23 protein-coding genes are annotated in these 20,712 nt (G+C 71.9%); 6 read left to right on the plus strand and 17 right to left on the minus strand.

Annotation, left to right across the window (positions count from 1 at the left end; all coding sequences use genetic code 11):
• Positions 1–701: 701 nt before the first annotated feature.
• The 6 genes from tyrS to WFK95_RS19980 are packed head-to-tail and all read right to left on the minus strand — an operon-like array spanning position 702 to position 4,834.
• On the minus strand, positions 702–1,997 hold the full coding sequence (gene tyrS, locus WFK95_RS19955; protein ID WP_443081581.1) for a tyrosine--tRNA ligase: 1,296 nt from the start codon (positions 1,995–1,997) through the stop codon (positions 702–704).
• A 51-nt stretch (positions 1,998–2,048) separates the two neighbouring features.
• On the minus strand, positions 2,049–2,630 hold the full coding sequence (locus tag WFK95_RS19960; protein ID WP_224647504.1) for a DNA-3-methyladenine glycosylase: 582 nt from the start codon (positions 2,628–2,630) through the stop codon (positions 2,049–2,051).
• 10 nt (positions 2,631–2,640) lie between these two features.
• Positions 2,641–2,847 (minus strand): Trm112 family protein, encoded by a 207-nt coding sequence (locus tag WFK95_RS19965; protein ID WP_102102028.1) that lies wholly within the window; start codon positions 2,845–2,847, stop codon positions 2,641–2,643.
• A gap of 9 nt (positions 2,848–2,856) precedes the next feature.
• The gene (locus WFK95_RS19970) at positions 2,857–3,930 is read right to left on the minus strand and encodes an NAD(P)-dependent alcohol dehydrogenase (protein ID WP_224647502.1); all 1,074 of its coding nucleotides are present in this window, start codon (positions 3,928–3,930) and stop codon (positions 2,857–2,859) included.
• A complete protein-coding gene (locus WFK95_RS19975; RefSeq protein WP_224647501.1) occupies positions 3,927–4,418 on the minus strand; it encodes a DUF4334 domain-containing protein in 492 nt (163 codons plus the stop codon). Before WFK95_RS19975 ends, WFK95_RS19970 begins: the two co-directional genes overlap by 4 nt.
• 53 nt (positions 4,419–4,471) lie before the next feature.
• Positions 4,472–4,834, minus strand: a complete 363-nt coding sequence (locus WFK95_RS19980) for a DsrE family protein (RefSeq protein ID WP_336671846.1) — start codon at positions 4,832–4,834, stop codon at positions 4,472–4,474.
• A gap of 244 nt (positions 4,835–5,078) precedes the next feature.
• Here WFK95_RS19980 and WFK95_RS19985 point away from each other — a divergent pair, with 244 nt between their 5' ends.
• The 4 genes from WFK95_RS19985 (at position 5,079) to WFK95_RS20000 (ending at position 8,042) form a co-directional block, all read left to right on the plus strand.
• Positions 5,079–5,867: an SDR family NAD(P)-dependent oxidoreductase gene (locus WFK95_RS19985; RefSeq protein ID WP_224647499.1), complete on the plus strand. Its 789-nt coding sequence runs from the start codon at positions 5,079–5,081 to the stop codon at positions 5,865–5,867.
• Between the two features lie 83 nt (positions 5,868–5,950).
• Positions 5,951–6,682, plus strand: a complete 732-nt coding sequence (locus WFK95_RS19990; protein WP_224647498.1) for an ABC transporter ATP-binding protein — start codon at positions 5,951–5,953, stop codon at positions 6,680–6,682.
• Positions 6,679–7,437: an ABC transporter permease gene (locus WFK95_RS19995; RefSeq protein ID WP_224647496.1), complete on the plus strand. Its 759-nt coding sequence runs from the start codon at positions 6,679–6,681 to the stop codon at positions 7,435–7,437. The genes WFK95_RS19990 and WFK95_RS19995 overlap by 4 nt, the downstream gene beginning before the upstream one ends.
• Positions 7,434–8,042, plus strand: a complete 609-nt coding sequence (locus tag WFK95_RS20000) for a TetR/AcrR family transcriptional regulator (protein WP_224647494.1) — start codon at positions 7,434–7,436, stop codon at positions 8,040–8,042. Before WFK95_RS19995 ends, WFK95_RS20000 begins: the two co-directional genes overlap by 4 nt.
• A gap of 58 nt (positions 8,043–8,100) precedes the next feature.
• Here WFK95_RS20000 and argH read toward each other — a convergent pair whose 3' ends face one another.
• The 8 genes from argH to argC are packed head-to-tail and all read right to left on the minus strand — an operon-like array spanning position 8,101 to position 16,786.
• Positions 8,101–9,540 (minus strand): argininosuccinate lyase, encoded by a 1,440-nt coding sequence (gene argH / locus WFK95_RS20005; RefSeq protein WP_224647492.1) that lies wholly within the window; start codon positions 9,538–9,540, stop codon positions 8,101–8,103.
• Positions 9,541–9,548: 8 nt separating this feature from the next.
• A complete protein-coding gene (gene argG, locus WFK95_RS20010; protein WP_224647490.1) occupies positions 9,549–10,970 on the minus strand; it encodes an argininosuccinate synthase in 1,422 nt (473 codons plus the stop codon).
• A gap of 35 nt (positions 10,971–11,005) precedes the next feature.
• Positions 11,006–11,491, minus strand: coding sequence for an arginine repressor (locus WFK95_RS20015; RefSeq protein ID WP_068569991.1), 486 nt, complete (start codon positions 11,489–11,491; stop codon positions 11,006–11,008).
• Positions 11,492–11,504: 13 nt separating this feature from the next.
• Positions 11,505–12,443, minus strand: a complete 939-nt coding sequence (argF, locus tag WFK95_RS20020) for an ornithine carbamoyltransferase (protein WP_224647488.1) — start codon at positions 12,441–12,443, stop codon at positions 11,505–11,507.
• Positions 12,440–13,621, minus strand: a complete 1,182-nt coding sequence (locus WFK95_RS20025) for an acetylornithine transaminase (protein WP_224647486.1) — start codon at positions 13,619–13,621, stop codon at positions 12,440–12,442. Before WFK95_RS20025 ends, argF begins: the two co-directional genes overlap by 4 nt.
• A 5-nt stretch (positions 13,622–13,626) precedes the next feature.
• On the minus strand, positions 13,627–14,532 hold the full coding sequence (gene argB, locus WFK95_RS20030; RefSeq protein ID WP_224647484.1) for an acetylglutamate kinase: 906 nt from the start codon (positions 14,530–14,532) through the stop codon (positions 13,627–13,629).
• Positions 14,529–15,755 carry a bifunctional glutamate N-acetyltransferase/amino-acid acetyltransferase ArgJ gene (argJ, locus tag WFK95_RS20035; protein ID WP_224647482.1) on the minus strand — a complete coding sequence of 409 codons (1,227 nt, stop codon included), beginning with the start codon at positions 15,753–15,755 and terminating at the stop codon, positions 14,529–14,531. The genes argB and argJ overlap by 4 nt, the downstream gene beginning before the upstream one ends.
• Complete coding sequence (argC, locus tag WFK95_RS20040) at positions 15,752–16,786, minus strand: N-acetyl-gamma-glutamyl-phosphate reductase (protein ID WP_224647480.1); 1,035 nt, start codon at positions 16,784–16,786, stop codon at positions 15,752–15,754. Before argC ends, argJ begins: the two co-directional genes overlap by 4 nt.
• A gap of 153 nt (positions 16,787–16,939) precedes the next feature.
• Between argC and WFK95_RS20045 the strand changes: the two genes are divergently transcribed.
• On the plus strand, positions 16,940–17,164 hold the full coding sequence (locus tag WFK95_RS20045; protein ID WP_224647478.1) for a hypothetical protein: 225 nt from the start codon (positions 16,940–16,942) through the stop codon (positions 17,162–17,164).
• A gap of 14 nt (positions 17,165–17,178) precedes the next feature.
• On the opposite strand, the gene WFK95_RS20050 is transcribed toward WFK95_RS20045, so the two are convergent.
• Positions 17,179–17,967: an enoyl-CoA hydratase/isomerase family protein gene (locus tag WFK95_RS20050; RefSeq protein ID WP_224647476.1), complete on the minus strand. Its 789-nt coding sequence runs from the start codon at positions 17,965–17,967 to the stop codon at positions 17,179–17,181.
• A gap of 87 nt (positions 17,968–18,054) precedes the next feature.
• Here WFK95_RS20050 and WFK95_RS20055 point away from each other — a divergent pair, with 87 nt between their 5' ends.
• Positions 18,055–18,831 carry an enoyl-CoA hydratase/isomerase family protein gene (locus WFK95_RS20055; protein ID WP_224647475.1) on the plus strand — a complete coding sequence of 259 codons (777 nt, stop codon included), beginning with the start codon at positions 18,055–18,057 and terminating at the stop codon, positions 18,829–18,831.
• On the opposite strand, the gene WFK95_RS20060 is transcribed toward WFK95_RS20055, so the two are convergent.
• Both WFK95_RS20060 and WFK95_RS20065 read right to left on the minus strand, forming a co-directional pair.
• The gene (locus tag WFK95_RS20060) at positions 18,828–19,487 is read right to left on the minus strand and encodes a PIG-L deacetylase family protein (RefSeq protein ID WP_224647473.1); all 660 of its coding nucleotides are present in this window, start codon (positions 19,485–19,487) and stop codon (positions 18,828–18,830) included. The two genes, WFK95_RS20055 and WFK95_RS20060, sit on opposite strands and share 4 nt — an antisense overlap.
• 27 nt (positions 19,488–19,514) lie before the next feature.
• Positions 19,515–20,693 carry a GAF domain-containing protein gene (locus WFK95_RS20065; RefSeq protein WP_336671847.1) on the minus strand — a complete coding sequence of 393 codons (1,179 nt, stop codon included), beginning with the start codon at positions 20,691–20,693 and terminating at the stop codon, positions 19,515–19,517.
• Between the last annotated feature and the right edge of the window lie 19 nt (positions 20,694–20,712).

Consider the following 20,712-nt stretch of genomic DNA (forward strand, 5'->3'; position numbering starts at 1 on the left):
CCACAACACAAACAACCAAATAATTTGATTGTCCATGCGTGCCAAAAAATTTTGGCACTGACAATTTCATCGACACACTGTTGAGTTCTCAAAGAACACGCCAAACGCGGCTCACTTCACCACAACCCCGCACAACGAGGTCTTAACGGTGGAGTGGAAACCTTCGCAGGCAACCGTTCCAGGTTACGTTCTTGCGTCCCGCCTGTCAAGGCGACCCGCTCGAAGCAACCGTTCAAGCTTAGCAGAGCGGATTTCCGTGTGCAACTCGCTCTCGCGAGTCACTCTCGGAACTGCTTCGAACCGCTCAACCGCACGTTTCGACGCCCTCGACCGTGTAACACGTTCGAGAGTCAGTCTCTCCGTTGTGGTTGGCTGCTCGGAGCAACCGTTCCAGCTTATGTCGGAGTCGATCTCGGTGTCAAACCGGGCTCGGCTCCATGTTTTCAAGGTGTCAGCGTTTCTACCGCTTGACCTGGGCTTTTCGGCCCCGTCCTTGTCGGTGTCGCTCTGACTTCGAATAAGTTACGCACCGTGGAACGGAAGCACAAATCCCCAGGTCAACGCGTAACGCGTTGTTCATCTGACCTGGTCAGAGACTTGCGGCTCGCGGCGGACCGTCGAATCACACGTTTGTGACCTGCAGCACAAAGGCCGCCCCGCGCTCGATGGCGGGACGGCCTCAGTGGTCATGACCAGCAGTTTCAGGCGAAACGAGCGCCCGCGAAGGTCTTCTTGCCGCGGCGGAGGACCAGCCACCGCCCATGGAGCAGGTCGCCGGCGGCCGGCTCCCACTCCTCGGTCTCGACCTTCACGTTGTTGGCGTAGGCACCGCCCTCCTTCACCGCCCGACGTGCGGCGCCCTTCGACTCGCACAGACCCGACGCGGTGAGCAGGTCGACGATCGTCCGCGGCTCCCCCGCCGCCACCTCGACGACGGACGCCTCCTCGAGCGCCGCCGCGAGGGTGCCCTCGGGAAGATCCGCCAGCTCGCCGCGACCGAACAGCGCCTGCGCGGCCAGCTCCGCGGCGCGGGTGTGCTCCTCGCCGTGGACCAGCGTGGTCATCTCGGCGGCCAGCCTCTTCTGGGCGGTGCGCTTCTGCGGGGCCTCGGCCGTCTCGCGCTCCAGCTCGGCGATCTCCTCCTGTGTGAGGAAGGTGAACCAGCGCAGGTAGCGGACCACGTCGGCGTCGGCCGTGTTCACGAAGTACTGGTACCAGGCGTAGGGGCTGGTCTGCTCCGGGTCGAGCCACAGGGAGCCGCCGCCCGTGGACTTGCCGAACTTCTTGCCGTCCGACGACGTCACCAGCTGCGTGGTCAGGGCGTGCACGTGCCGCCCGTCGATCTTCCGGTTCAGGTCCACGCCGGCCACGATGTTGCCCCACTGATCGGACCCGCCGATCTGCAGCGCGGCGTCGTAGCGGCGCGCGAGTTCCACGTAGTCGTACGCCTGGAGCAGCATGTAGCTGAACTCGGTGTAGCTGATCCCGTCCGACTCGAGCCGGCGCTTGACCGTCTCGCGTGCGAGCATCACGTTGATGGAGAAGTGCTTGCCCACGTCGCGCAGGAAGGTGGGCACGTTCATCTGCCCGTGCCAGTCCAGGTTGTTGACCAGGATCGCCGCGTTCTCGCCGTCGAAGGCGACGAAGCGCTGGAGCTGGGTGTCGATCTTCGCGGCCCACTCGGCGACGGTGTCGACGGAGTTCATGACGCGCTCGCCGACGTCCCGGGGGTCGCCGACCTGGCCCGTCGCGCCGCCGCCCAGGACGATCGGGCGGTGCCCCGCCTCCTGGAAGCGACGCAGGGTGAGCAGCTGGACGAGGTGACCCGCGTGCAGCGACGAGGCGGTGGGGTCGAACCCGGCGTAGAGGGTGATCTGCCCCGCGGCGAGGCGCTCGCGCAGCGCGTCGAGATCGGTGGACTGCGCGATCAGGCCGCGCCAGGACAGTTCCTCGAGGATGTCAGTGCTCACCCGTCCATTGTGAACGAACGGCCCCATCGCCGAGGTCCCCGCCCTGGGGTGGGACGGATGCTGGTCGTGCCGGCCGGCTCAGCGGCTCACCGACGGATGCCCCTCCAGCCACAGGCGCCAGCGCTTCTCGACCGCCTTGCTGATCCCGATCCGCGGACCGGCGGCGACCGGGCCCCGTCGGGCGGCGATCTCGAGCCGGACCGCCGATGACGGATCGAGCACGTCGATCCCCTTGTCGGCCACGGTGATCCCCAGCGCCTGGCCGAGACGTCCCGGGCCGGCGGCGAGCCGCGTGTCGGGGTCGCGCACGGCGCGGCGCTCGCGCACTCGGTCCAGACCACTCTCGATGGCGGCCGCGCGGAGCAGCACCCCGGAGCCGACACCGTCCGGGCCGGCGGTGATGTTCACGCACTGATGGATGCCGTACGACAGGTAGACGTACAGGTGGCCCGCCGGCCCGAACATCACGTCGTTGCGCGGCGTCGGACCGGGATAAGTGTGCGCGGCGGGGTCGGGCCAGGGGCCGTTCTCGGGTGAGCCGTAGGCCTCCACCTCGACGATCCGGGCCCGGACCCCGTCGACGACGAGGACGGAGCCGAGGACGACACGGGCCGCCGAGAGCGGATGGACCGCGAGCCGGTCCCGCAGGGACCCGGTCACCCGAACCGGGTCACTGGGCGGCGCGGGCCAGGATCGACTCGTGCTCGGCGTCGTCGACGTCGCGGGCCTCGCCGATCAGCAGCACGGGCAGCCCGTCCTCGATCGGGTAGGCGCGGCGCAGGCGCGGGTTGTAGAACAGCTCGTCCGGCACGTACAGCAGCGGCCCCTTGTCCTGCGGGCAGGCGAGGATCTTCAGCAGCGTCGCGTCGATGGCCATGCCGCCATGCTACCCAGCGGGGAGCCACACCGGCTTGACCGCGGTGCCCTCGCGGGCCGCGGCCCAGGCCTCGTCGAAGTCGGCGAACGTGGTCACCAGCCGCTCCACGGGCAGTCGCCCCTCGGCCGCGGCCACGGCGAGCTCGGGCAGGAATTCGGACGGCTCCGAATCGCCCTCGATCACGCCGATCATGCGCAGGCCGCGGGCCATGATGAGCATGACGGGCAGGTCTGCCGACGGGGCGCCGAGCCCGACCACCGCGAGGGTGCCGCGCGGTCGGAGCGCCAGGATCGCCTGGCTCAGGACGTCCGCGCGGGCCGTGGTGTCGACGGCGGCGTGCGCGCCGCCGCCCGTCGCCTCGATGACCTGCTGCGCGGCCTGCGCCCCGGCCTCGACGGCGTGCGTCGCGCCCAGGTCGAGGGCGAGCGCGCGGCGGTCCTCGCGCGGGTCGACCGCGACGATCGTGGTGGCGCCGGCGAGCTTCGCCCCCATGATCGCGGCGAGACCCACCGCGCCGGTCCCGAAGACCACCACGGACTGCCCCGGTTCCACCTTCAGCGCGCGGGTCACGGTGCCGACGCCGGTCTGGACGCTGCAGCCGAGCGGCGCCGCGAGCTCGAAGGGCAGATCGCCGATGGGGACCGTGTTCCGATCGGTCGCGAGCGCGAAGCCGGCGAAGCTCGACTGACCGAAGAAGCCGCCGGTCACGGCCGTCTCCCCCGAGCGGATCCCCGGGAGTCCCAGATAGTTGCGCGTGATCGCCTGCTCGCAGTAGCCGGGCGTGCCCGCCGCGCAGAACTCGCAGGTGCCGCAGCTGTCGAAGGTGAGCGAGACCCGGTCCCCCACGGCCAGGCCGCGCGCATCGGGGCCGAGCGCCTCCACGACGCCCGCGCCCTCGTGGCCCAGGATCACCGGCAGGCCCTGTTCCGGCCACTGTGCGGCCAGGGTCAGGTCGGTGTGGCACACCCCGACCGCGTGGATCCGCACCAGGACCTGGTTGCCGGTGGGCGCGGGGATCTGGATCTCGAGGGGCGACGGTGCCTCGCCCGGCGCGGCGACGACCCGCGCGACGGTGCCCGTCACCGGTCCGCCAGGCAGCCGCCGGACGCCGCAGGGCGTGAGTCGCGCTCGAGGTAGAAATAGAAGTACGGGGCGACCAGCTTCTTCCCGGTCATGACGCCCATGACGGTGTCGTCGTCGACCTTGGCGAAGTGATCGATCACCGGCTGCCCGTCGTAGACCATCGACGCGGTCACGGTCCCGTCGAAGTCGACGAGGCGCAGCGTCGCCTCCCCCTTGCCGAGGGCGACGTTGGAGAACTTCTCGCCCTGCTCGTCCAGGCAGACCAACGGCTGCACGTCGTTCGCCGAGACGAAGGTCTTGCCGTACCAGCGCGCCTTGCCGAGAGCGCCGTCCATCGGGTGGCCCGACGGCAGCTCGCCGCCGTGCCAGTCCCCGAGCAGGAACTCGATCGAGACGGGCTCGAGCTGCGCGAACAGCCCCGCGAGTTCGGCGGGTTCGGAGTGGCGCGGCTCATCGATGAGCCCGCGGACGGTGCGCTCTGCGGTCATGCCGTGATGTTATCCGATGTTCTCCGCAGGTCGACCGGAAACGGGAACACGTTTCAGTAACTGAACGCCGTCGCCCCGTCGCCGATCCACTCCCACATGGGCACGGTCCCGCCCAGGGAGGCGCCGCCGATGAGCGGTTGCTCCCGCAGCCCCTTCGCGTCGACGCAGATCGGGCACACGAGGAACGTTCCTCCGGCCGCCGTGTACCGCGCGATCAGGTCGGGGATCGGCGGGCACCCCGTGCACGCGACGCCGGTGGCGACGCCGGCCGTCGCGAGGCGCACCGCCTCCTTGGTGAGGAACATCAGCGTGGGCCGGCCCGACTCCGCCGCGCCGACGGCGACGAGAAGCGCCACCGTCACCTTCTCCGTGTCCTCGAGTCCCGTGGTCAGCGAGACCACCGCCTTGCCGCTCATGTCGACCTCCTTCGCGTCGTCGTGCAGATGCACCTTCGATGCTGCTCCGGCGCAAGCGAACCCGGAAGACGTCAGCGCGAAGTTGGGTGCCCGCGCGTAGCCGCACAGCCCCACCCGGGAACGGGTGCGTGTGCGCACCCAGCACCGGGCGAGCGGGCGGATGGCCGCGGAGCGCAGGATCGCCGAGAGATCCCGTCGCCCGAGGACGACGCCCCGTCCCACCCCAGGGCATAGGTTCGTCGACATGACATCCATCGCAGTAGTCACCGGAGCCGGCCGCGGTATCGGCCTCCGGTTCGCCCACCGGCTCGCGGATCGGGGCCATCGCGTGATCCTCACGGACGTCGACGGCCCGGCCGCGGCGCGTGCCGCCGCGGAGGTCGGGCGGGACGCCGTCGGTCTCGCCCAGGACGTGCGGGACCTCGCCTCCCACCGCGACGTCGCTGAGCGTGCGCAGGAGCTCGGCCGACTCGCCGTGTGGGTGAACAACGCAGGCATCCTCATCGCGGGCGACAGCTGGGACCACGACGACGATCAGGTGCGGGCGATCCTCGACGTGAATCTGCGCGGCCCGATCGGCGGCTCCGCGGCGGCCGTCAACGCCATGGGCGCCCGCGGCGGCGCGATCCTCAACGTCGCCTCGATCTCCGCACTCTCCCCCGTCCCCGGGCTCGCGCTCTACGCCGCGACCAAGGCCGCCGTCCTTTCCTACACGACTTCGCTCCAGGGCGACCTCGACCACGCCGGCCTCCCGATCCGCGCCCGCGCCCTGTGCCCGGACGTGGTCCGCACGACGATGGTCACCGACCGCGAGAAGGACGCCGGCGCCGCCCTGCTCTTCGCCGGACCGAAACCCCTCGACGCGGACGACGTCGCGGCCGCCGGGCTGCGGCTCCTGCAGTCGCGCCAGATCTTCCGCGTCGTGCCGCGGTGGCGCGGCGCCCTCGCGCGGTCCTCCGATCTGGCGCCGTCCATAGGGCTGCCCGTGCTGAGCGCGATGCGGCGCCTCGGTGACCGGCGGCAGCGCGACTGACCGCCTCTTGACGACCCGGTTCCGCCGGGTGCACAATTCACTCGACGATGAATTCATCGTCGAGTGAATTCTTTGGAGGCGCCATGACCAGCGCGATCGTCCTATCCGAGCTCACCGTCGTCCGCTCGAACACCACCGTGCTCGATCACCTCGACGCCGCGATCCCCGCGGGCGCCATCACCGGACTGCTCGGCCCGTCGGGCTCCGGCAAGACGACCCTGATGCGGGTGATCGTCGGCGCGCAGCGGATCACCGATGGCAGCGCGACGGTGTTGGGCCGCCCCGCGGGCAGCCCCGACCTGCGGGCCCGGGTCGGGTACACCACGCAGTCCCCCGCCGTGTACGGCGACCTCACCGTGGCGCAGAACGTCGAGTACTTCGGCGCGCTGTACCCGGCGCGCCGCTCGACCGCGAAGGCCGACGTCGCGGAGGCGATCGACGCCGTCGGACTGGGCGCCTTCGCCGACCGCCGCGCCGACGCGCTCTCCGGCGGCCAGCGCTCGCGCGTCAGTATCGCGTGCGCGCTCGTGGCCCACCCCGAGCTGCTCATCCTCGACGAGCCCACGGTCGGCCTCGACCCGCTACTGCGCGCCGAACTGTGGGACCGGTTCGCCGCGATGGCGGCCGCCGGGACCACGCTGCTCGTCTCGAGCCACGTCATGGACGAGGCGGCGCACTGCGCCCGCCTCCTGCTGCTGCGCGAGGGCCGCCTCGTCGCCGCCCTCGCACCATCGGAACTGCTGACCCGCACCGGAGCGGCCGGCCTGGACGACGCCTTCCTCGCGCTCGTCCGCGAACAGGAGGCGACGGCATGAGCACCGTCCTGAACCCGAGCATCACCCGCGCGACCACGCTCCGCGTGCTGCGTCAGCTCCGCGCCGACCCGCGGACCATCGCCATGATCGTGGTGGTGCCGACGGCGCTGCTGACGCTGATGTACTTCCTCTACCGCGACTCCCCCGGCGGCACCACACTCTTCAGCCGGATCGCGCTCGTCCTGCTGGGCGTGCTGCCGTTCGCGCTGATGTTCATCGTGACCTCGATCGCGATGCAGCGCGAACGGGTCTCGGGCACGCTCGAGCGACTGCTCACCACGCCGCTGGCCAAGGCCGACCTGCTGCTCGGCTACGCAGTGGCGTTCTCCGTCGCGGCCACGGCCCAGGCGGCGGTCGCGACCACGGTGGCGGCGTACCTGCTCGGTATGGAGACAGCCGGCAGCGTCTGGCTCGTGGTGCTCATCGCCGTCGTCGACGCCTGGCTGGGTGTGGCGCTGGGCCTGCTGTTCAGCGCCTTCGCCCGCACGGAGTTCCAGGCGGTGCAGTTCATGCCGGTCGTCGTGGTGCCGCAGATCTTCCTGTGCGGCCTACTCGTTCCGCACGACGCGATGCCGGGCTGGCTGCAGGGCATCGCCGACGTGCTGCCGATGACCTACGCGGTGAAGGCGCTGCAGGAGGTGGGGGCCCACGGTTCCGCGACGACGACGATGTGGACCTCGCTCGCGGTGGTCGCGGGCTTCGCGATCGCGGCGCTCGCGCTCGCGGCCGCCACCCTTCCGCGGAAGGTCGCGTGAGCGGTCCGGGCCGCAGGTCGGGCCGGCGCAGCGGCAGCCCCGATACCCGGGCCGAAATCCTCGGCGCGGCGCGGGCCGCGTTCGCCCGCGGCGGCCTGGCCGGCACGACGGTGCGCTCGATCGCGGAGGCAGCGGGCGTCGATTCGGCGCTGGTGCACCACTACTTCGGCACCAAGCAGCAGCTCTACCTCGCCGCGCTGGCGATCCCCGTCGACCCGGAGTTCGTGCGGGCGCCGCTCCGGGACGCCCCTCTCGACGACGCCGCGCGCGCCCTGCTCCGCGCGCTCCTGACGATGTGGGACGGGCCGCTGCGCGATGTGGGCGTCGCGGTGATCCGCACCAACCTCGGCAACGACGGCGACCCCGCGATCGTCCGCGGCTTCCTGCTGGAGATCGCGCTGGGCGAGCTGATCGACCGCATGGACGCGGGCCCGGGCGACGGGGTGCTCCGCGCGAATCTCATGGTGGGCCAGGTCTTCGGGCTGCTCGTCGCGCGCTACGTCGTCGGCTTCGAGCCCCTGGCCTCGCTCACCGTCGACGAGCTCGTCGTCCTCGCCGCTCCCCCGCTCCAGCAGGTCATCACGGGCCCCCTACCCCGCAATTGAACGACGTTCTGGAGAGTAAGACCGCAGTTCAGACTCTCCAGAACGTCGTTCAATCGGGTCAGGCTGTGGTGGTGGCCCAGGTGCGGAGGGCGGGCAGGGGTGCGGTCACTGCCTCGAGTTGCCTCGCCACGGCCGACGGGGCCGTGCCGCCGCGGGCGTCGCGGGAGGAGACGGAGCCACGCACCGTCAGCACCTCGCGGACCTGCGGGGTGAGCGCCGGGTGGATCGCGGCGAACTCCTCATCGGTGAGGCCGTCGAGGCCGACGCCGCGGGTCTCCGCGGCGCGGACGCACTCGCCGGCCGCCTCGTGCGCGACGCGGAAGGGCACGCCCTGCCGCACCATCCACTCGGCCACGTCGGTCGCGAGAGTGAAGCCGGCCGGGGCCAGCGCGCCCATGCGCTCCGGGTGGAAGGTCAGGGTGGCGGTGAGCCCGGCAACGGCCGGCAGCAGCAGCCGCAGCTGCTCGACCGAGTCGAAGACCGGCTCCTTGTCCTCCTGCAGGTCGCGGTTGTACGCGAGCGGCTGCGCCTTGAGCGTCGCCAGCAGGCCCGACAGGTTGCCGATGAGCCGGCCGGCCTTGCCGCGGGAGAGCTCCGCGACGTCGGGGTTCTTCTTCTGCGGCATGATCGAGCTGCCCGTGGACCACGCGTCGGCGAGGGTCACGTAGCCGAACTCGGCCGTGCTCCACAGGATCACGTCCTCCGACCAGCGCGAGAGGTCGACGGCGATCTGCGCGAAGACGTACGCGGCCTCGGCCGCGAAGTCGCGCGACGCCGTGGCGTCGAGGCTGTTGTCCGCCGCGGAGTCGAAACCGAGATCGGCCGCGATCGCGTCGGGGTCGAGCCCCAGCGACGATCCCGCCAGCGCGCCGGAACCGTACGGCGAGATCGCGATCCGCTTGTCCAGGTCCTGCAGCCGCTGCACGTCCCGCAGCAGCGGGTGCGTGTACGCCAGCAGGTGGTGCGAGAGCAGGATCGGCTGCGCCGCCTGCAGATGCGTCTTTCCCGGCAGGATCACGTCGGGGTTCGCCTGCGCCTGCGCGACGAAGGCGTCCACCACGTCGAGCACGCCGACAGCGACGAGGCGCACCGCGTCGCGCAGCCACATCCGGAACAGCGTGGCCACCTGGTCGTTCCGCGACCGGCCCGCCCGCAGGCGGCCGCCGACCTCGGGGCCCGCCCGCTCGATGAGCCCGCGTTCCAGCGCGCCGTGCACGTCCTCGTCGGACTCGGCCGGCTGGAAGGCGCCCGAGGCCACGTCGTCGCCGAGGCGGGTGAGCGCCGCGAGCATCGCCTCGAGGTCCGCGTCGGACAGCAGGCCGGCGCGGTTGAGAACGCGGGCGTGCGCCTTCGACGCGCGCACGTCGTACGGGGCCAGCGCCCAGTCGAAGTGCGTGGACTTGCTCAGCGCGGCCATCGCCTCGGCCGGGCCGGACGCGAACCGACCGCCCCAGAGGCTGCCCTCGTTGGTGCCGTGCTTCTCGGCGTTCTCGCTCAACGGATCTCCTAGTCGGTGCCGAGGTCGAACGCGGCGTGGTTGCCGACCTCGTCGAGGGCGGACGGGGTCTTCTCGCCGCCCGCGACGATGGCGTCGGCGCCGCCCTGCTCGAGCTCGCCGACCAGCGCGGCGGTCTCGCCCGCGACGATGCCCTGGACCGCGTACTGCTCGAGCCGCGACCGCGAGTCCGCGATGTCGAGGTTGCGCATGGTGAGCTGGCCGATGCGCTCGTCGGGCCCGAAGGCGGCGTCGCCGACGCGCTCCATCGAGAGCTTCTCGGGGTGGTACGAGAGGTTGGGGCCGGTGGTGTCGATGATCGAGTAGTCGTCGCCGCGGCGCAGGCGCAGCGTGACGGAGCCGGTGACGGCGGACGCGACCCAGCGGATGATGGCCTCGCGCTGCATGAGCGACTGCGGGTCCAGCCAGCGGCCCTCGTACATCAGGCGGCCCAGGCGGCGACCCTCGTTGTGGTACGTGGCGATGGTGTCCTCGTTGTGGATCGCGTTCACCAGGCGCTCGTAGGTGGCGTGCAGCAGCGCCATGCCGGGCGCCTCGTAGATGCCGCGCGACTTGGCCTCGATGATGCGGTTCTCGATCTGGTCGGAGATGCCCAGGCCGTGGCGGCCGCCGATGCGGTTGGCCTCGCGGACCAGCTCGACCGGGTCGGAGTACTCGACGCCGTTGATCGCGACCGGGACGCCGGCCTCGAAGGTGACGGTGACGTCCTCGGTCGTGATCTCGACGGACTCGTCCCACGGGGCGACGCCCATGATCGGGTCGACGATGACGACGCCGGTGTTGAGGTACTCCAGGTCCTTGGCCTCGTGCGTGGCGCCCCAGATGTTGGCGTCGGTGGAGTAGGCCTTCTCGGTGGAGTCGCGGTACGGGAAGCCGTGCGCGACGAGCCACTCGCTCATCTCCTTGCGGCCGCCGAGCTCGGTGACGAACTGCGAGTCCAGCCACGGCTTGTAGATGCGCAGCGCCGGGTTGGCCATGAGGCCGTAGCGGTAGAACCGCTCGATGTCGTTGCCCTTGTAGGTGGAGCCGTCGCCCCAGATGTCGACGCCGTCCTCCTTCATGGCCCGCACCAGCATGGTGCCGGTCACGACGCGGCCGATCGGGGTGGTGTTGAAGTAGGTCTTGCCGCCCGAGCGGATGTGGAAGGCGCCGGTCTGCAGGGCGGCGATGCCCTCCTGCACCAGCAGCGGCTGCACGTCGACGAGGCGCGCGATCTCGGCGCCGTACTCCTTGGCGCGGTCCGGCACCGCGTCGATGTCGGGCTCATCGGGCTGGCCGATGTTGGCGGTGTAGGTGCAGGGCACGGCGCCCTTGTCGCGCATCCAGGCGACGGCCACGGAGGTGTCGAGGCCGCCGGAGAAGGCGATGCCGACGCGCTCGCCGATGGGCAGGGTGGAGAGGACCTTGGACATGGTCGATAAGCCTATCTGGTGGTGAGTGTGCGGATTCAGGCGAGCGCCACGAGGCGCTCGGCGAGGTCCTTGCCGGTCAGGGGCTCGCGCGCGACGACGAGGACGGTGTCGTCACCGGCGACGGTGCCGACCACCTCGGGCAGCGACGAGCGGTCGAGGGCGCTGGCGAGGAAGTTCGCCGCGCCCGGCGGGGTGCGCAGGACGCAGATGTTGCCGCTGTGGTCGGTGGAGACGAGCAACTCGCCCAGCAGGCGGGAGAGCCGCTCGGTGCCGCCGGAGACGCCGCGCACGGGCGAGCCGTCCTCCGGCACCACGTACACGCCGGTGCCGCCGTCGGCGCCGCGCAGCTTCACCGCCCCCAGCTCGTCGAGGTCGCGCGAGATGGTGGCCTGCGTGGCCTCGTAGCCGCCGCGCACGAGCAGCGCCTGCAGCTCGGCCTGGCTGCGCACCTGATGGTTCGCCAGGATCTCGACGATGGCCGCCTGCCGCCCGGCGCGGGTGGCGAGCGGCTGGTCGGTCATCGCGTGCCCCCGGTCACGAGCGCTCCAGCAGCCAGGTGAGCAGCGCCTTCTGGGCGTGCAGGCGGTTCTCGGCCTCGTCGAACACGGCGGACTGCGGCCCGTCGATCACCTCGTCGGTGATCTCGTCGCCGCGGTGCGCTGGCAGGCAGTGCAGCACGATCGCGTCGGGGTCGGCGTGGGCGAGCAGCTCCGCGTTGATCTGGTACGGGCGGAACGGCGCGTTGCGGTCCACGCCGTCGTCCTCCTGGCCCATCGACACCCAGGTGTCGGTGACCACCACGTCGACGCCCGCCACCGCGAGGACGGGATCGGAGATGACGCTGACCTCGGCGCCGGTCTCCTTGCCCCGGGCCCGGGCCGCCTCCACGAACTTCTCGTCCGGCTGGAAGCCCGACGGTGCGCTGATGGTCACATCGATCCCGGCGGTCACGCAGCCGAGCATGTAGCTGTGCGCCATGTTGTTCGCGCCGTCGCCGAGGTAGGTGAGCTTGAGGCCGGCGACGGAGCCGGTGCCCTCGGCGCCCTTGCGCTCGGCGATGGTCTGCAGGTCCGCGAGGATCTGGCAGGGGTGGAAGTCGTCGGAGAGGGCGTTGACGACGGGCACCGTCGAGTAGCGCGCCAGCTCCTCGAGGCCCTCCTGCGAATACGTCCGCCAGACGATGGCGTCCACGAACCGCGACAGCACACGGGCCGTGTCGGCGAGCGACTCGTCGCGGCCCATCTGGGTCGACTTGGTGTCCACGACGACGGCGTGCCCGCCGAGCTGCGCGATGCCGACGTCGAAGCTGAACCGGGTGCGCGTGGAGTTCTTGTCGAACAGCACCGCCACGCCCTTCGGCCCCTCGAGCGGGCGCCGCGAGAACGGCGCCGCCTTCAGCTCCGCGGCGAGCGCGAGGACTTCGCGCTGCTCGGCCGGGCTGAGGTCGTCGTCGCGGAGGAAGTGGCGGGTCATGGGGTCTCCTGGGCTGAATCGAGCAGGGCGGGAAGCGCGGTGAGGAAGCGGTCGGCCTGCTCGTCGGTGAGGACGAGGGGCGGGGCCAGGCGGACCACGTCGGGCTGGGCGGCGTTGAGCAGGAATCCGGCGTCGCGGGCGCCGGTCTCGATCGCCTTGGCGACCGGCTGCGCGAGAGTGATCCCGAGGAGCAGGCCGGAGCCGCGGACGCCGGTGACGAGCGGGTGGCCGTACCCCTCGACGGTGGCCGCGATGTGCTTGCCGAGCGCGTCGGCGCGCTCGGCGAGGCCCTCGGCCTCGATCACGTCGAGGACGGCGTTCGCGGCGGCCGCGGCGACGGGGTTGCCGCCGAAGGTGGTGCCGTGCTGGCCCGGGGTCAGCAGCTCTCCGGCGGCGCCGACGGCCACCGTCGCGCCGATGGGCAGGCCGCCGCCGAGCCCCTTGGCGAGGGTGAAGACGTCCGGGGTCACGCCGGCCCGCTGGTAGGCGAAGAGCGTTCCGGTGCGGGCGATCCCGGTCTGCACCTCGTCGAAGACGAGGAGAGCGCCGGCCTCGGTCGCGGCGGCGCGGGCCTCCGCGAGGTAGCCCGCGGGCGCGACGACGACGCCGCCCTCCCCCATGATCGGCTCGAGGAAGATCGCTGCCGCACCCTCGGCGGCGGCGCGCAGGGAGGCCGCGTCGCCGTACGGCACGTGGGTGACCGACTCGATGAGCGGCGCGAAGGGCTCCCGCTTGGCGGGCTGGCCGGTCAGCGCCAGCGAGCCCATGGTGCGGCCGTGGAAGGCGCCCTCGGCGGCGACCATCGCGGTGCGGCCGGTGCGCCGGCCGATCTTGATGGCGGCCTCGTTGGCCTCGGCGCCCGAGTTGCTGAAGAAGACCCGGGTGCCGGGCACGCCGACGGCCTCGGTGAGCCGCTCGGCGAGGCGCACGACGGGCTCGCTGATGTACAGGTTGGAGACGTGCCCCAGCGTCGAGACCTGCTGCGTCACGGCCTCGACGATCTTCGGGTGGGCGTGGCCGAGGGCGTTGACGGCGATGCCGCCGAGCAGGTCGACGTACTCCTTGCCGTCGGCGTCGGTCACGGTCGCGCCGCGGCCGGACACCAGCGCGATGGGCGGGGTTCCGTAGGTGTCCATCACCGCGGCGTTCCACCGCGACTGCATTGCTTCGTTGCTCATGTGTGTCAAATCCAGGTCTCTGAAGGAGGTTTCGGCGGGGTCACCATCGTTCCGATGCCCTTGCTCGTGAACAGCTCGAGAAGCACGGAGTGCGGCACCCGCCCGTCGATGACGTGCGCGGTGGGGACGCCCCCGTGCACGGCTCGCAGGCACGCCTCCATCTTGGGGACCATGCCGGAGTCGAGGCTGGGCAATAGCGCGGTCAGCGCGTCGGTGTCGATCTCCGAGGTCAGGGACGAGCGGTCGGGCCAATTCGTGTACAGGCCCTCGACATCCGTGAGCACCACCAGCTTCTCGGCGCCGAGGGCCTCGGCCAGCGCCGCGGCCGCGGTGTCGGCGTTGATGTTGTGCACCACCCCGTCCGCGTCCGGCGCGATCGTCGAGATCACGGGAATGCGGCCGGCGGCGATGAGATCGTTGACCGCCTCCGGGTTCACCGCGGTCACGTCGCCGACGAGCCCGATGTCGGTCGGCGCACCGTCGACCACGACCTGCCGCCGCGTCGCGGTGAACAGGTGCGCGTCCTCGCCGGACATGCCGACGGCGAAGGGCCCGTACGAGTTGATCAGGCCGACCAACTCGCGCCCGACCTGACCGAAGAGCACCATCCGCACGACGTCCATCACCTCGGGCGTGGTCACCCGGAAGCCGCCGCGGAACTCGCCCTCCATGCCGAGCCGCTTGAGCATGGCGTTGATCTGCGGGCCGCCGCCGTGCACCACGACGGGGTGCAGGCCACACGTCCGCAGGAAGACCATGTCCTGCGCGAAGGAGCGCTTGAGCTCGTCGTCGATCATGGCGTTGCCGCCGTACTTCACCACCACGGTCTTGCCGTGGAAGTCCAGCAGCCAGGGCAGCGCCTCGGCGAGCACGCCCGCCTTGTCGAGCGGCGTGAGATCGGGTGCGCTCATGAGGAGTACGCCGAGTTCTCTTCGACGTAGGCGTGCGAGAGGTCCGTGGTGCGGATCGTCGCGGTGCCCCGCCCGAGGCCCAGGTCGACGGTGACGTCGATCTCCGGCCCGGAGAGGTCCACGTCGCGCGCACCCGGTACGCCGCAGCCGTTCTCGGCGATGGGCTGCCCGTTGAACGAGACCGTCAGTTTGTCGTGCACCAGCTCGATGGGCGCGATGCCGATCGCGGCCATGACGCGGCCCCAGTTGGGGTCGCTGCCGAACAGCGCGGTCTTGACCAGGCTGTCGCGGGCGATGGCGCGGGCGCCGATGAGCGCCTCCTCCTCCGAGGCGGCGCCGGTCACGGTGATGAGGATCCGCTTGGTGACGCCCTCGGCGTCGCCCTGCAGCTGGGCGGCGAGGTCGTCGCAGACCTCGCGCACGGCGGCGTTGAGTTCCTCCTGCGTGCAGGTCTTCTCGCTCGCGCCGCTGCTGAGCAGGAGCACGGTGTCGTTGGTCGAGGTGGAGCCGTCGACGTCGAGCCGGTCGAAGGTGTAGCTCGTGGCGTACCGCAGGGCCTCGTCGAGCTGCTCCGGGGTGGCGTGCACGTCCGTGGTGAGCACGACGAGCATCGTCGCGAGCGAGGGTGCCATCATGCCGGCGCCCTTGGCCATGCCGCCCACGTTCCAGCCGCCGGAGTGGTGCAGGGCGGTCTCCTTGGGCACGGTGTCGGTGGTCATGATGGCGTGCGCGGCGTCGGTGCCGCCGGTGAGGCCGCCGCCCATCTCGTGCACGATCTCGGTGACGCCGGCGAGCAGCTTGTCCATCGGCAGGCGGTCGCCGATGAGGCCGGTCGAGCACACGGCGACCTCACCGGCACCGGTCTCGGTCCCCCAGTGGCTCAGCGTCTCCGCGACCTTCTCGGCCGTGGCGTGGGTGTCCCGGAAGCCGCCGGGGCCGGTGCAGGCGTTGGCGCCGCCCGAGTTGAGGATCACCGCGCGCAGGTGTCCGTCCTTGATCACCTGCTCGCTCCAGAGCACCGGCGCGGCCCTAACCTTGTTGCGGGTGAACACGGCCGCCGCCGCGTAGTGCGGTCCCTCGTTGAAGACCAGGGCCAGATCCGGCTTGCCGGAGGCCTTGATCCCCGCCGCGATACCCGCGGCCTTGAAGCCCAGCGGCGCCGTGACGCCCTGGTTCCGAACGAGTTTGAAGCTCGCTGTGTTGGACGTGTTCGCTTCGCTCACGGTGCGACTCCTACGGTGGACAGGCCGGCGGTCTCGGGGAAGCCGAGCGCGAGGTTCATGGACTGGACGGCGGCGCCGCCGGTCCCCTTGGTCAGGTTGTCGATCGCCGCGGTGGCGATGAGGCGCCCGGCGCGCTCGTCGACGGCCACCTGCACCTGCACGGCGTTGCTGCCGACCACCGACTTGGTCTGCGGCTGCAGGCCTTCGGGGAGCAGGTGCACGAAGGGCTCGTCGGCGTACGCCTGCGCATAGACCTCCCGGGCCTGCGCAGCGGTCACCGTCGTCGGGGCGGAGACGGTGGCGAGGATGCCCCGGGCCATGGGCACGAGGATCGGCGTGAACGACACCGTCACCGGCGAATTCGCGGCCGCCGAGAGGTTCTGGGTGATCTCCGGGGTGTGCCGGTGGGTGGTCACGCCGTAGGCCCGCGCGGAGCCGATGGCCTCGGAGGCGAGCAGGTCGGTCCGAAGGGACTTCCCGGCGCCGGACGTACCGCTCACGGCGACGACGGTGACCTCGGGCGCGACGATGCCGGCCGCGACGGCGGGCAGGAAGGCGAGGGTCGACACCGTCGGGTAGCAGCCCGGGACGGCGATCCGGGACGCGCCGGCGAGCACGTCGCGGTTGCCCGGGAGCTCCGGCAGGCCGTAGGGCCAGGTGCCGGCGTGGGCGCTGCCGTAGTAGTGCTCCCACTCGGCGGCGTCCTTGAGCCGGTAGTCGGCGCCGCAGTCGATGATGAGGGTCGACGGGGGCAGCGCTTCGGCGATCTCGGCGGACTTGCCGTGCGGCAGGCCGAGGAAGACGACATCGTGGCCGCGCAGCGTGTCCGGGGTGGTCTCCTGCAGGACCCGGTCCGCCAGCGGCAGCAGGTGGGGGTGGTGCTCGAAGAGCGTGCTGCCGGCGTTGCCGCCGGCGGTGAGCGCGCCGATCGTCAGCTCGCCGGAGAGGTACTGCGGGTGGCCGAGCAGCAGCCGGAGGATCTCGCCCCCGGCGTAGCCACTGGCGCCCGCGATCGCCACGGAAACAGTCATGCGATGATTATGCACCATCATGCAAGCCTATTCACACGGTGCCCGGGAAATCCGCGCCACGAACACCCACAGGTTCCGCCCAGCCGCTCATCAGGAGCCGTGGGCACCCTGGGTAGCAGTAACGAACCGATCCCGGCACCCGAAAGACCTCATATGCGCAACGAACTTCCGACCTCGAACCCCGACGCCCTGACGCAGCCGCTGTCGCTGCCTCGCCGCGACCGCGGCGTGCGGGGCACCGTCAACCGCGTCCTCGACGGCTTCGCGCCGCGGGTGGAGAACCGCGCCATGCTGGTGAAGATGGGCCGCGGCCGCCCCAGCCTGGTGGGCGATCACCGGCGCGGCAACCACATCACGCAGGCCTTCCACCTGGGCTGACACGCCCCACCAGGTCAGGCGAAGCGCGCGAGCCGCGCCGCGGCGGCGTCGGTCCCGCCCATGCGCGCGATGGTCCGCCGCTCGTCGTCGAGCTGCTCGCCGTAGGTGCGGGCGTACGACGCGCGCACGAGCCGCCGCGCCTCGCCGAGCGCGGGGTGCGGGCCCGCGAGCAGTCGTTCGACGGCGTCGGCGACCTCGGCCTCCAGCTCCTCGCCGGGGACGGCCCGATCGATCAGGTCCCACGCGGCGGCGGTCGGCGCATCGATCCGCTCGCCGTGCAGGAGCATCCGCAGCGCGCGCCGCATCCCGACGGCCTTCGGCAGGAGTGCCGAGACGCCGCAGTCCGGGCTCAGGCCGACGCCCGCGTATGCGGTGGAGAAGTGCGCGGACTCGGTCGCGATCGCGACGTCGGCCGCGAGCACGAGGCCGAGGCCGCCGCCGGCGACGGGGCCCTGGATCGCCGCGACCACCGGCACCGCGAGACCGTTCAGGCCATCGAGCGCGTGATGGATCGTGCCCGCGAGTCGGTCGAGCATCGCGCCGCGATCGTCGGCCACGACCATCGCCTTGACGTCGCCGCCAGCGCAGAAGAACCGCCCCTCGGCGCGCAGCACGACGACACGCACGTCGTCGCTCGCGGCGATGGACTCCACGATCCCGACGAGCGCGTCGGCCAGGGGCTGGTGCAGCGCGTTCGCGGCGTTCGGCCGCTGCAGAGTGATCGTGGCGACGCCCCGCTCGTCGACGCCGAAGCCCAGTCCCGCGTCGTCCGCCGCCGCGCCGCTGCCGATGTCATCCGCCACTGGATCCTTCTTCCGCCGTGAGAACCGTTCGCGCCCAGATTCTCACAGCGCCGATGGGGCCGGCCGCTCGCGTGCGAGAGTTCGTGCATGACCCACGAAGACTCCGGTGTCCGCGTCACCGTCGACGGCGCCGTCGCCACTCTCACCCTCGACCGGCCCGAGATCCGAAACGCGCAGGACCCCGTCCTGTGGGCGGCGATGGCGGAGGCGATCCGTTCCTTCGGCGACGACGTCCGCGTGGTCGTCGTGCGCGGCGCGGGCGGGACCTTCTCCGCCGGCCTGAACCTGCGCCTGCTCGACCCGGCGCGCACCGGCGAGCCCGGCAACCTGGTGGACGTCGTCGCCCTGTCCGACGAGGGCGCCCGGCACGCGATCGGCGTCTTCCAGGAGCCCTTCGCGCTCCTCGCCGACGGCCCTTTCCTCACGGTCGCCGTCGTGGAGGGCCACGCGATCGGCGCGGGCTTCCAGCTGGCACTCGCCTGCGACCTGCGCCTCGCCGCCGACACCGCGCGGTTCTGCATGAAGGAGCCCGCGCTCGGCCTGGTGCCCGACCTGGCCGGGACGAAGCCGCTGGTCGAGGCCGTGGGGTACGCGCGGGCCCTGGAGATCTGCGCGACCGCGCGCACCGTCGAGGCCGACGAGGCCCTGGCCCTCGGCCTCGTCCAGCAGTGCGTGCCCGCGGCGGAGGTCGACGACGCCCTCGCCGCGCTCGTCGGAGCGCTCACGGCGCACGACGCCGTCGCCGTCCGGGAGACTCGGGAGCTGCTGCGGGCGGCGCCCGGGCGGAACGCGCGCGAGCAGCGGCTGGCGGAGCGGACCGCACAGGTCCCGCTCCTGCGGCGCGCGGTGCAGCGGCTGGGTTAAGCCAGGTCGCGGAAGCCCACGGTGTGCCGGAACTCGCCCCGCGGTAGGCACGCGGAGCCGACCTGCACGCGGGCCTGTTCGATGACGGGCGTGACCGGGTCGAGCACCGAGAGGTACTGGCGGTGCTCGGCGAGCGATTCGACGGCCCGCTCGGTGTAGCCGGTGACGTCGACGATGTACTGCGGCTCCGGGGCGGTCTGGTAGGCGGTGACGCCCGCGGCCGCGGCCGCCTCGGCGACCGCGCGGGTGAACTCCATGTGATCGCTCTGGTTCGGTGCGCCGGGCGCCCACTCGGGCCCGCCCCACAGCGTGAGCACGATGTCGGGCTCGTACCGGGCGATGGACTTGCGGATCGACTCCCGCAGTTCGGGCGTGTTGGTGACCTGCGAGTCCGGGTAGCCCCAGAACCTGACCTCGTCGACACCGACGACGGCGGCGGACCGCCGTTGCTCCTCCTCGCGCACGGGCCCCGCGGTGCCGGGCGACATGCCCTCGATCCCGGCCTCACCGGACGTCGCGAGACCGTAGGCCACCGTCCTGCCCTGGGAGGTCCAGCGGGCGACGGCCGCCGCCATCCCGTACTCGGGGTCGTCCGGGTGCGCCACCAGGACGAGCGCCGTGGTCCAGTCCTCGGGGAAGATCTGCGGCTCGCTCACGGAGTCCACGCTAGAGGCCGGGACGGGTCAGCGCAGCAACTCGACCGACACGCCGTCGGCGAACCGGTAGGGCTGCGCTGCGATCACCCCCGACAGCACCCGGCGCAGGCGCGAGATCTCCGCCCGCACGGTGACCACCCGGCCGGGATCGCCGAACAGCGCCTCGGCCAGCTGCGCGGCGGAACGCCCGGCGCCGTCGGCGAGGAGCGCGAGGATCTGCGCGTGGCGGGGAGAGGGCTGGTAGCGCCACGATCCCCCGCCGCCCGCGACCGCGACCTCCGGCGCGCGGCCGGGCCGCAGGTCCAGGGTCACGCGGGTGACGACGTCCGGACCGTCGCCCGGGTCGGGCTGCAGCAGCCAGCCGCCGGGCAAAGGATCGACGGTGCACACCCCGAGCTCGGGGAGCCGGACCGACGGGCCGGTCAGGTCGGCGGGCAGCGCGATGCGCGAGCGCGGCGGCAGGTCGCCGACGGCGGCCACCCAGCCGTTGACGTCGACCGCGAGGCCCGGACGGCCGAGGCCTGCGAGCATCGGTGCGGCCACGGACCGCAGCCGCTCGAGCCCGGCCAAGTGCACCTCGCGCAGCCGGGCCTCGGCGAGCTTGGCGACGGTGGAGACCAGCGCCAGGGTCGTCGGGTGCACCGTCGCGGCCGGACCGGAGACGTCGACCACGCCCAGGATGTGGCCGGTGTGGACGTCGCGGATCGGCGCGCCGGCGCAGGTCCAGGAGTGGTGACTGCGGGCGAAGTGCTCGGCGGAGAAGATCTGCACCGGCGTGCGGGAGGCGATCGCCGTGCCGATGGCGTTGGTCCCCACCTGATCCTCGGCCCAACCCGCGCCCTCGACGAAGCCGAGCCGATCCGCGTGCGAGAGGACCCGCGTCGATCCGGAGCGCCACAGCACGCGGCCGAACCGGTCGGCGACCACGAGGATGTTGTCGCCGTCGGCGGTGAGCGGCGCGAGGCCCGCGGTGAGCTCCTCGAGGACGGGGCCGAGCCCGGACTCCTGACGGCTCAGCTCGACGTCCATCCAGCCGAGCGCCGGCCCCGCGTCGGCGTCGGGCGCGAGCCCCGCGGCGCGCACCCGCTCCCAGGAGTCGCCGATCACGCCGCGCGGCCGGGCCGGTGGGCGCGAGCCGCTCATGGTCGCGTCGTAGACCTCGGACAGCAGGCGCGCGTAGCGCCGCGGGTCCTCGCCCGCCGACATCGCCGGTTCGCTCACGCCC

Origin of the sequence: Tsukamurella sp. USMM236, assembly GCF_037148755.1 — a bacterium.
Lineage (GTDB): Bacteria > Actinomycetota > Actinomycetes > Mycobacteriales > Mycobacteriaceae > Tsukamurella.

Coding starts and splice junctions, on each gene's coding strand:
- WFK95_RS19995 (WP_224647496.1), top strand. CDS start 6,679: ATGAGCACCGTCCTGAACCCGAGCATCACCCGCGCGACCACGCTCCGC.
- argG (WP_224647490.1), bottom strand. CDS start 10,970: ATGTCCAAGGTCCTCTCCACCCTGCCCATCGGCGAGCGCGTCGGCATC.
- WFK95_RS20015 (WP_068569991.1), bottom strand. CDS start 11,491: ATGACCGACCAGCCGCTCGCCACCCGCGCCGGGCGGCAGGCGGCCATC.
- WFK95_RS20055 (WP_224647475.1), top strand. CDS start 18,055: ATGACCCACGAAGACTCCGGTGTCCGCGTCACCGTCGACGGCGCCGTC.
- WFK95_RS19980 (WP_336671846.1), bottom strand. CDS start 4,834: ATGAGCGGCAAGGCGGTGGTCTCGCTGACCACGGGACTCGAGGACACG.
- WFK95_RS19975 (WP_224647501.1), bottom strand. CDS start 4,418: ATGACCGCAGAGCGCACCGTCCGCGGGCTCATCGATGAGCCGCGCCAC.
- WFK95_RS19990 (WP_224647498.1), top strand. CDS start 5,951: ATGACCAGCGCGATCGTCCTATCCGAGCTCACCGTCGTCCGCTCGAAC.
- WFK95_RS19965 (WP_102102028.1), bottom strand. CDS start 2,847: ATGGCCATCGACGCGACGCTGCTGAAGATCCTCGCCTGCCCGCAGGAC.
- WFK95_RS20065 (WP_336671847.1), bottom strand. CDS start 20,693: ATGTCGGCGGGCGAGGACCCGCGGCGCTACGCGCGCCTGCTGTCCGAG.
- WFK95_RS19985 (WP_224647499.1), top strand. CDS start 5,079: ATGACATCCATCGCAGTAGTCACCGGAGCCGGCCGCGGTATCGGCCTC.
- WFK95_RS20025 (WP_224647486.1), bottom strand. CDS start 13,621: ATGAGCAACGAAGCAATGCAGTCGCGGTGGAACGCCGCGGTGATGGAC.
- argC (WP_224647480.1), bottom strand. CDS start 16,786: ATGACTGTTTCCGTGGCGATCGCGGGCGCCAGTGGCTACGCCGGGGGC.
- argF (WP_224647488.1), bottom strand. CDS start 12,443: ATGACCCGCCACTTCCTCCGCGACGACGACCTCAGCCCGGCCGAGCAG.
- argB (WP_224647484.1), bottom strand. CDS start 14,532: ATGAGCGCACCCGATCTCACGCCGCTCGACAAGGCGGGCGTGCTCGCC.
- tyrS (WP_443081581.1), bottom strand. CDS start 1,997: ATGGGGCCGTTCGTTCACAATGGACGGGTGAGCACTGACATCCTCGAG.
- WFK95_RS20045 (WP_224647478.1), top strand. CDS start 16,940: ATGCGCAACGAACTTCCGACCTCGAACCCCGACGCCCTGACGCAGCCG.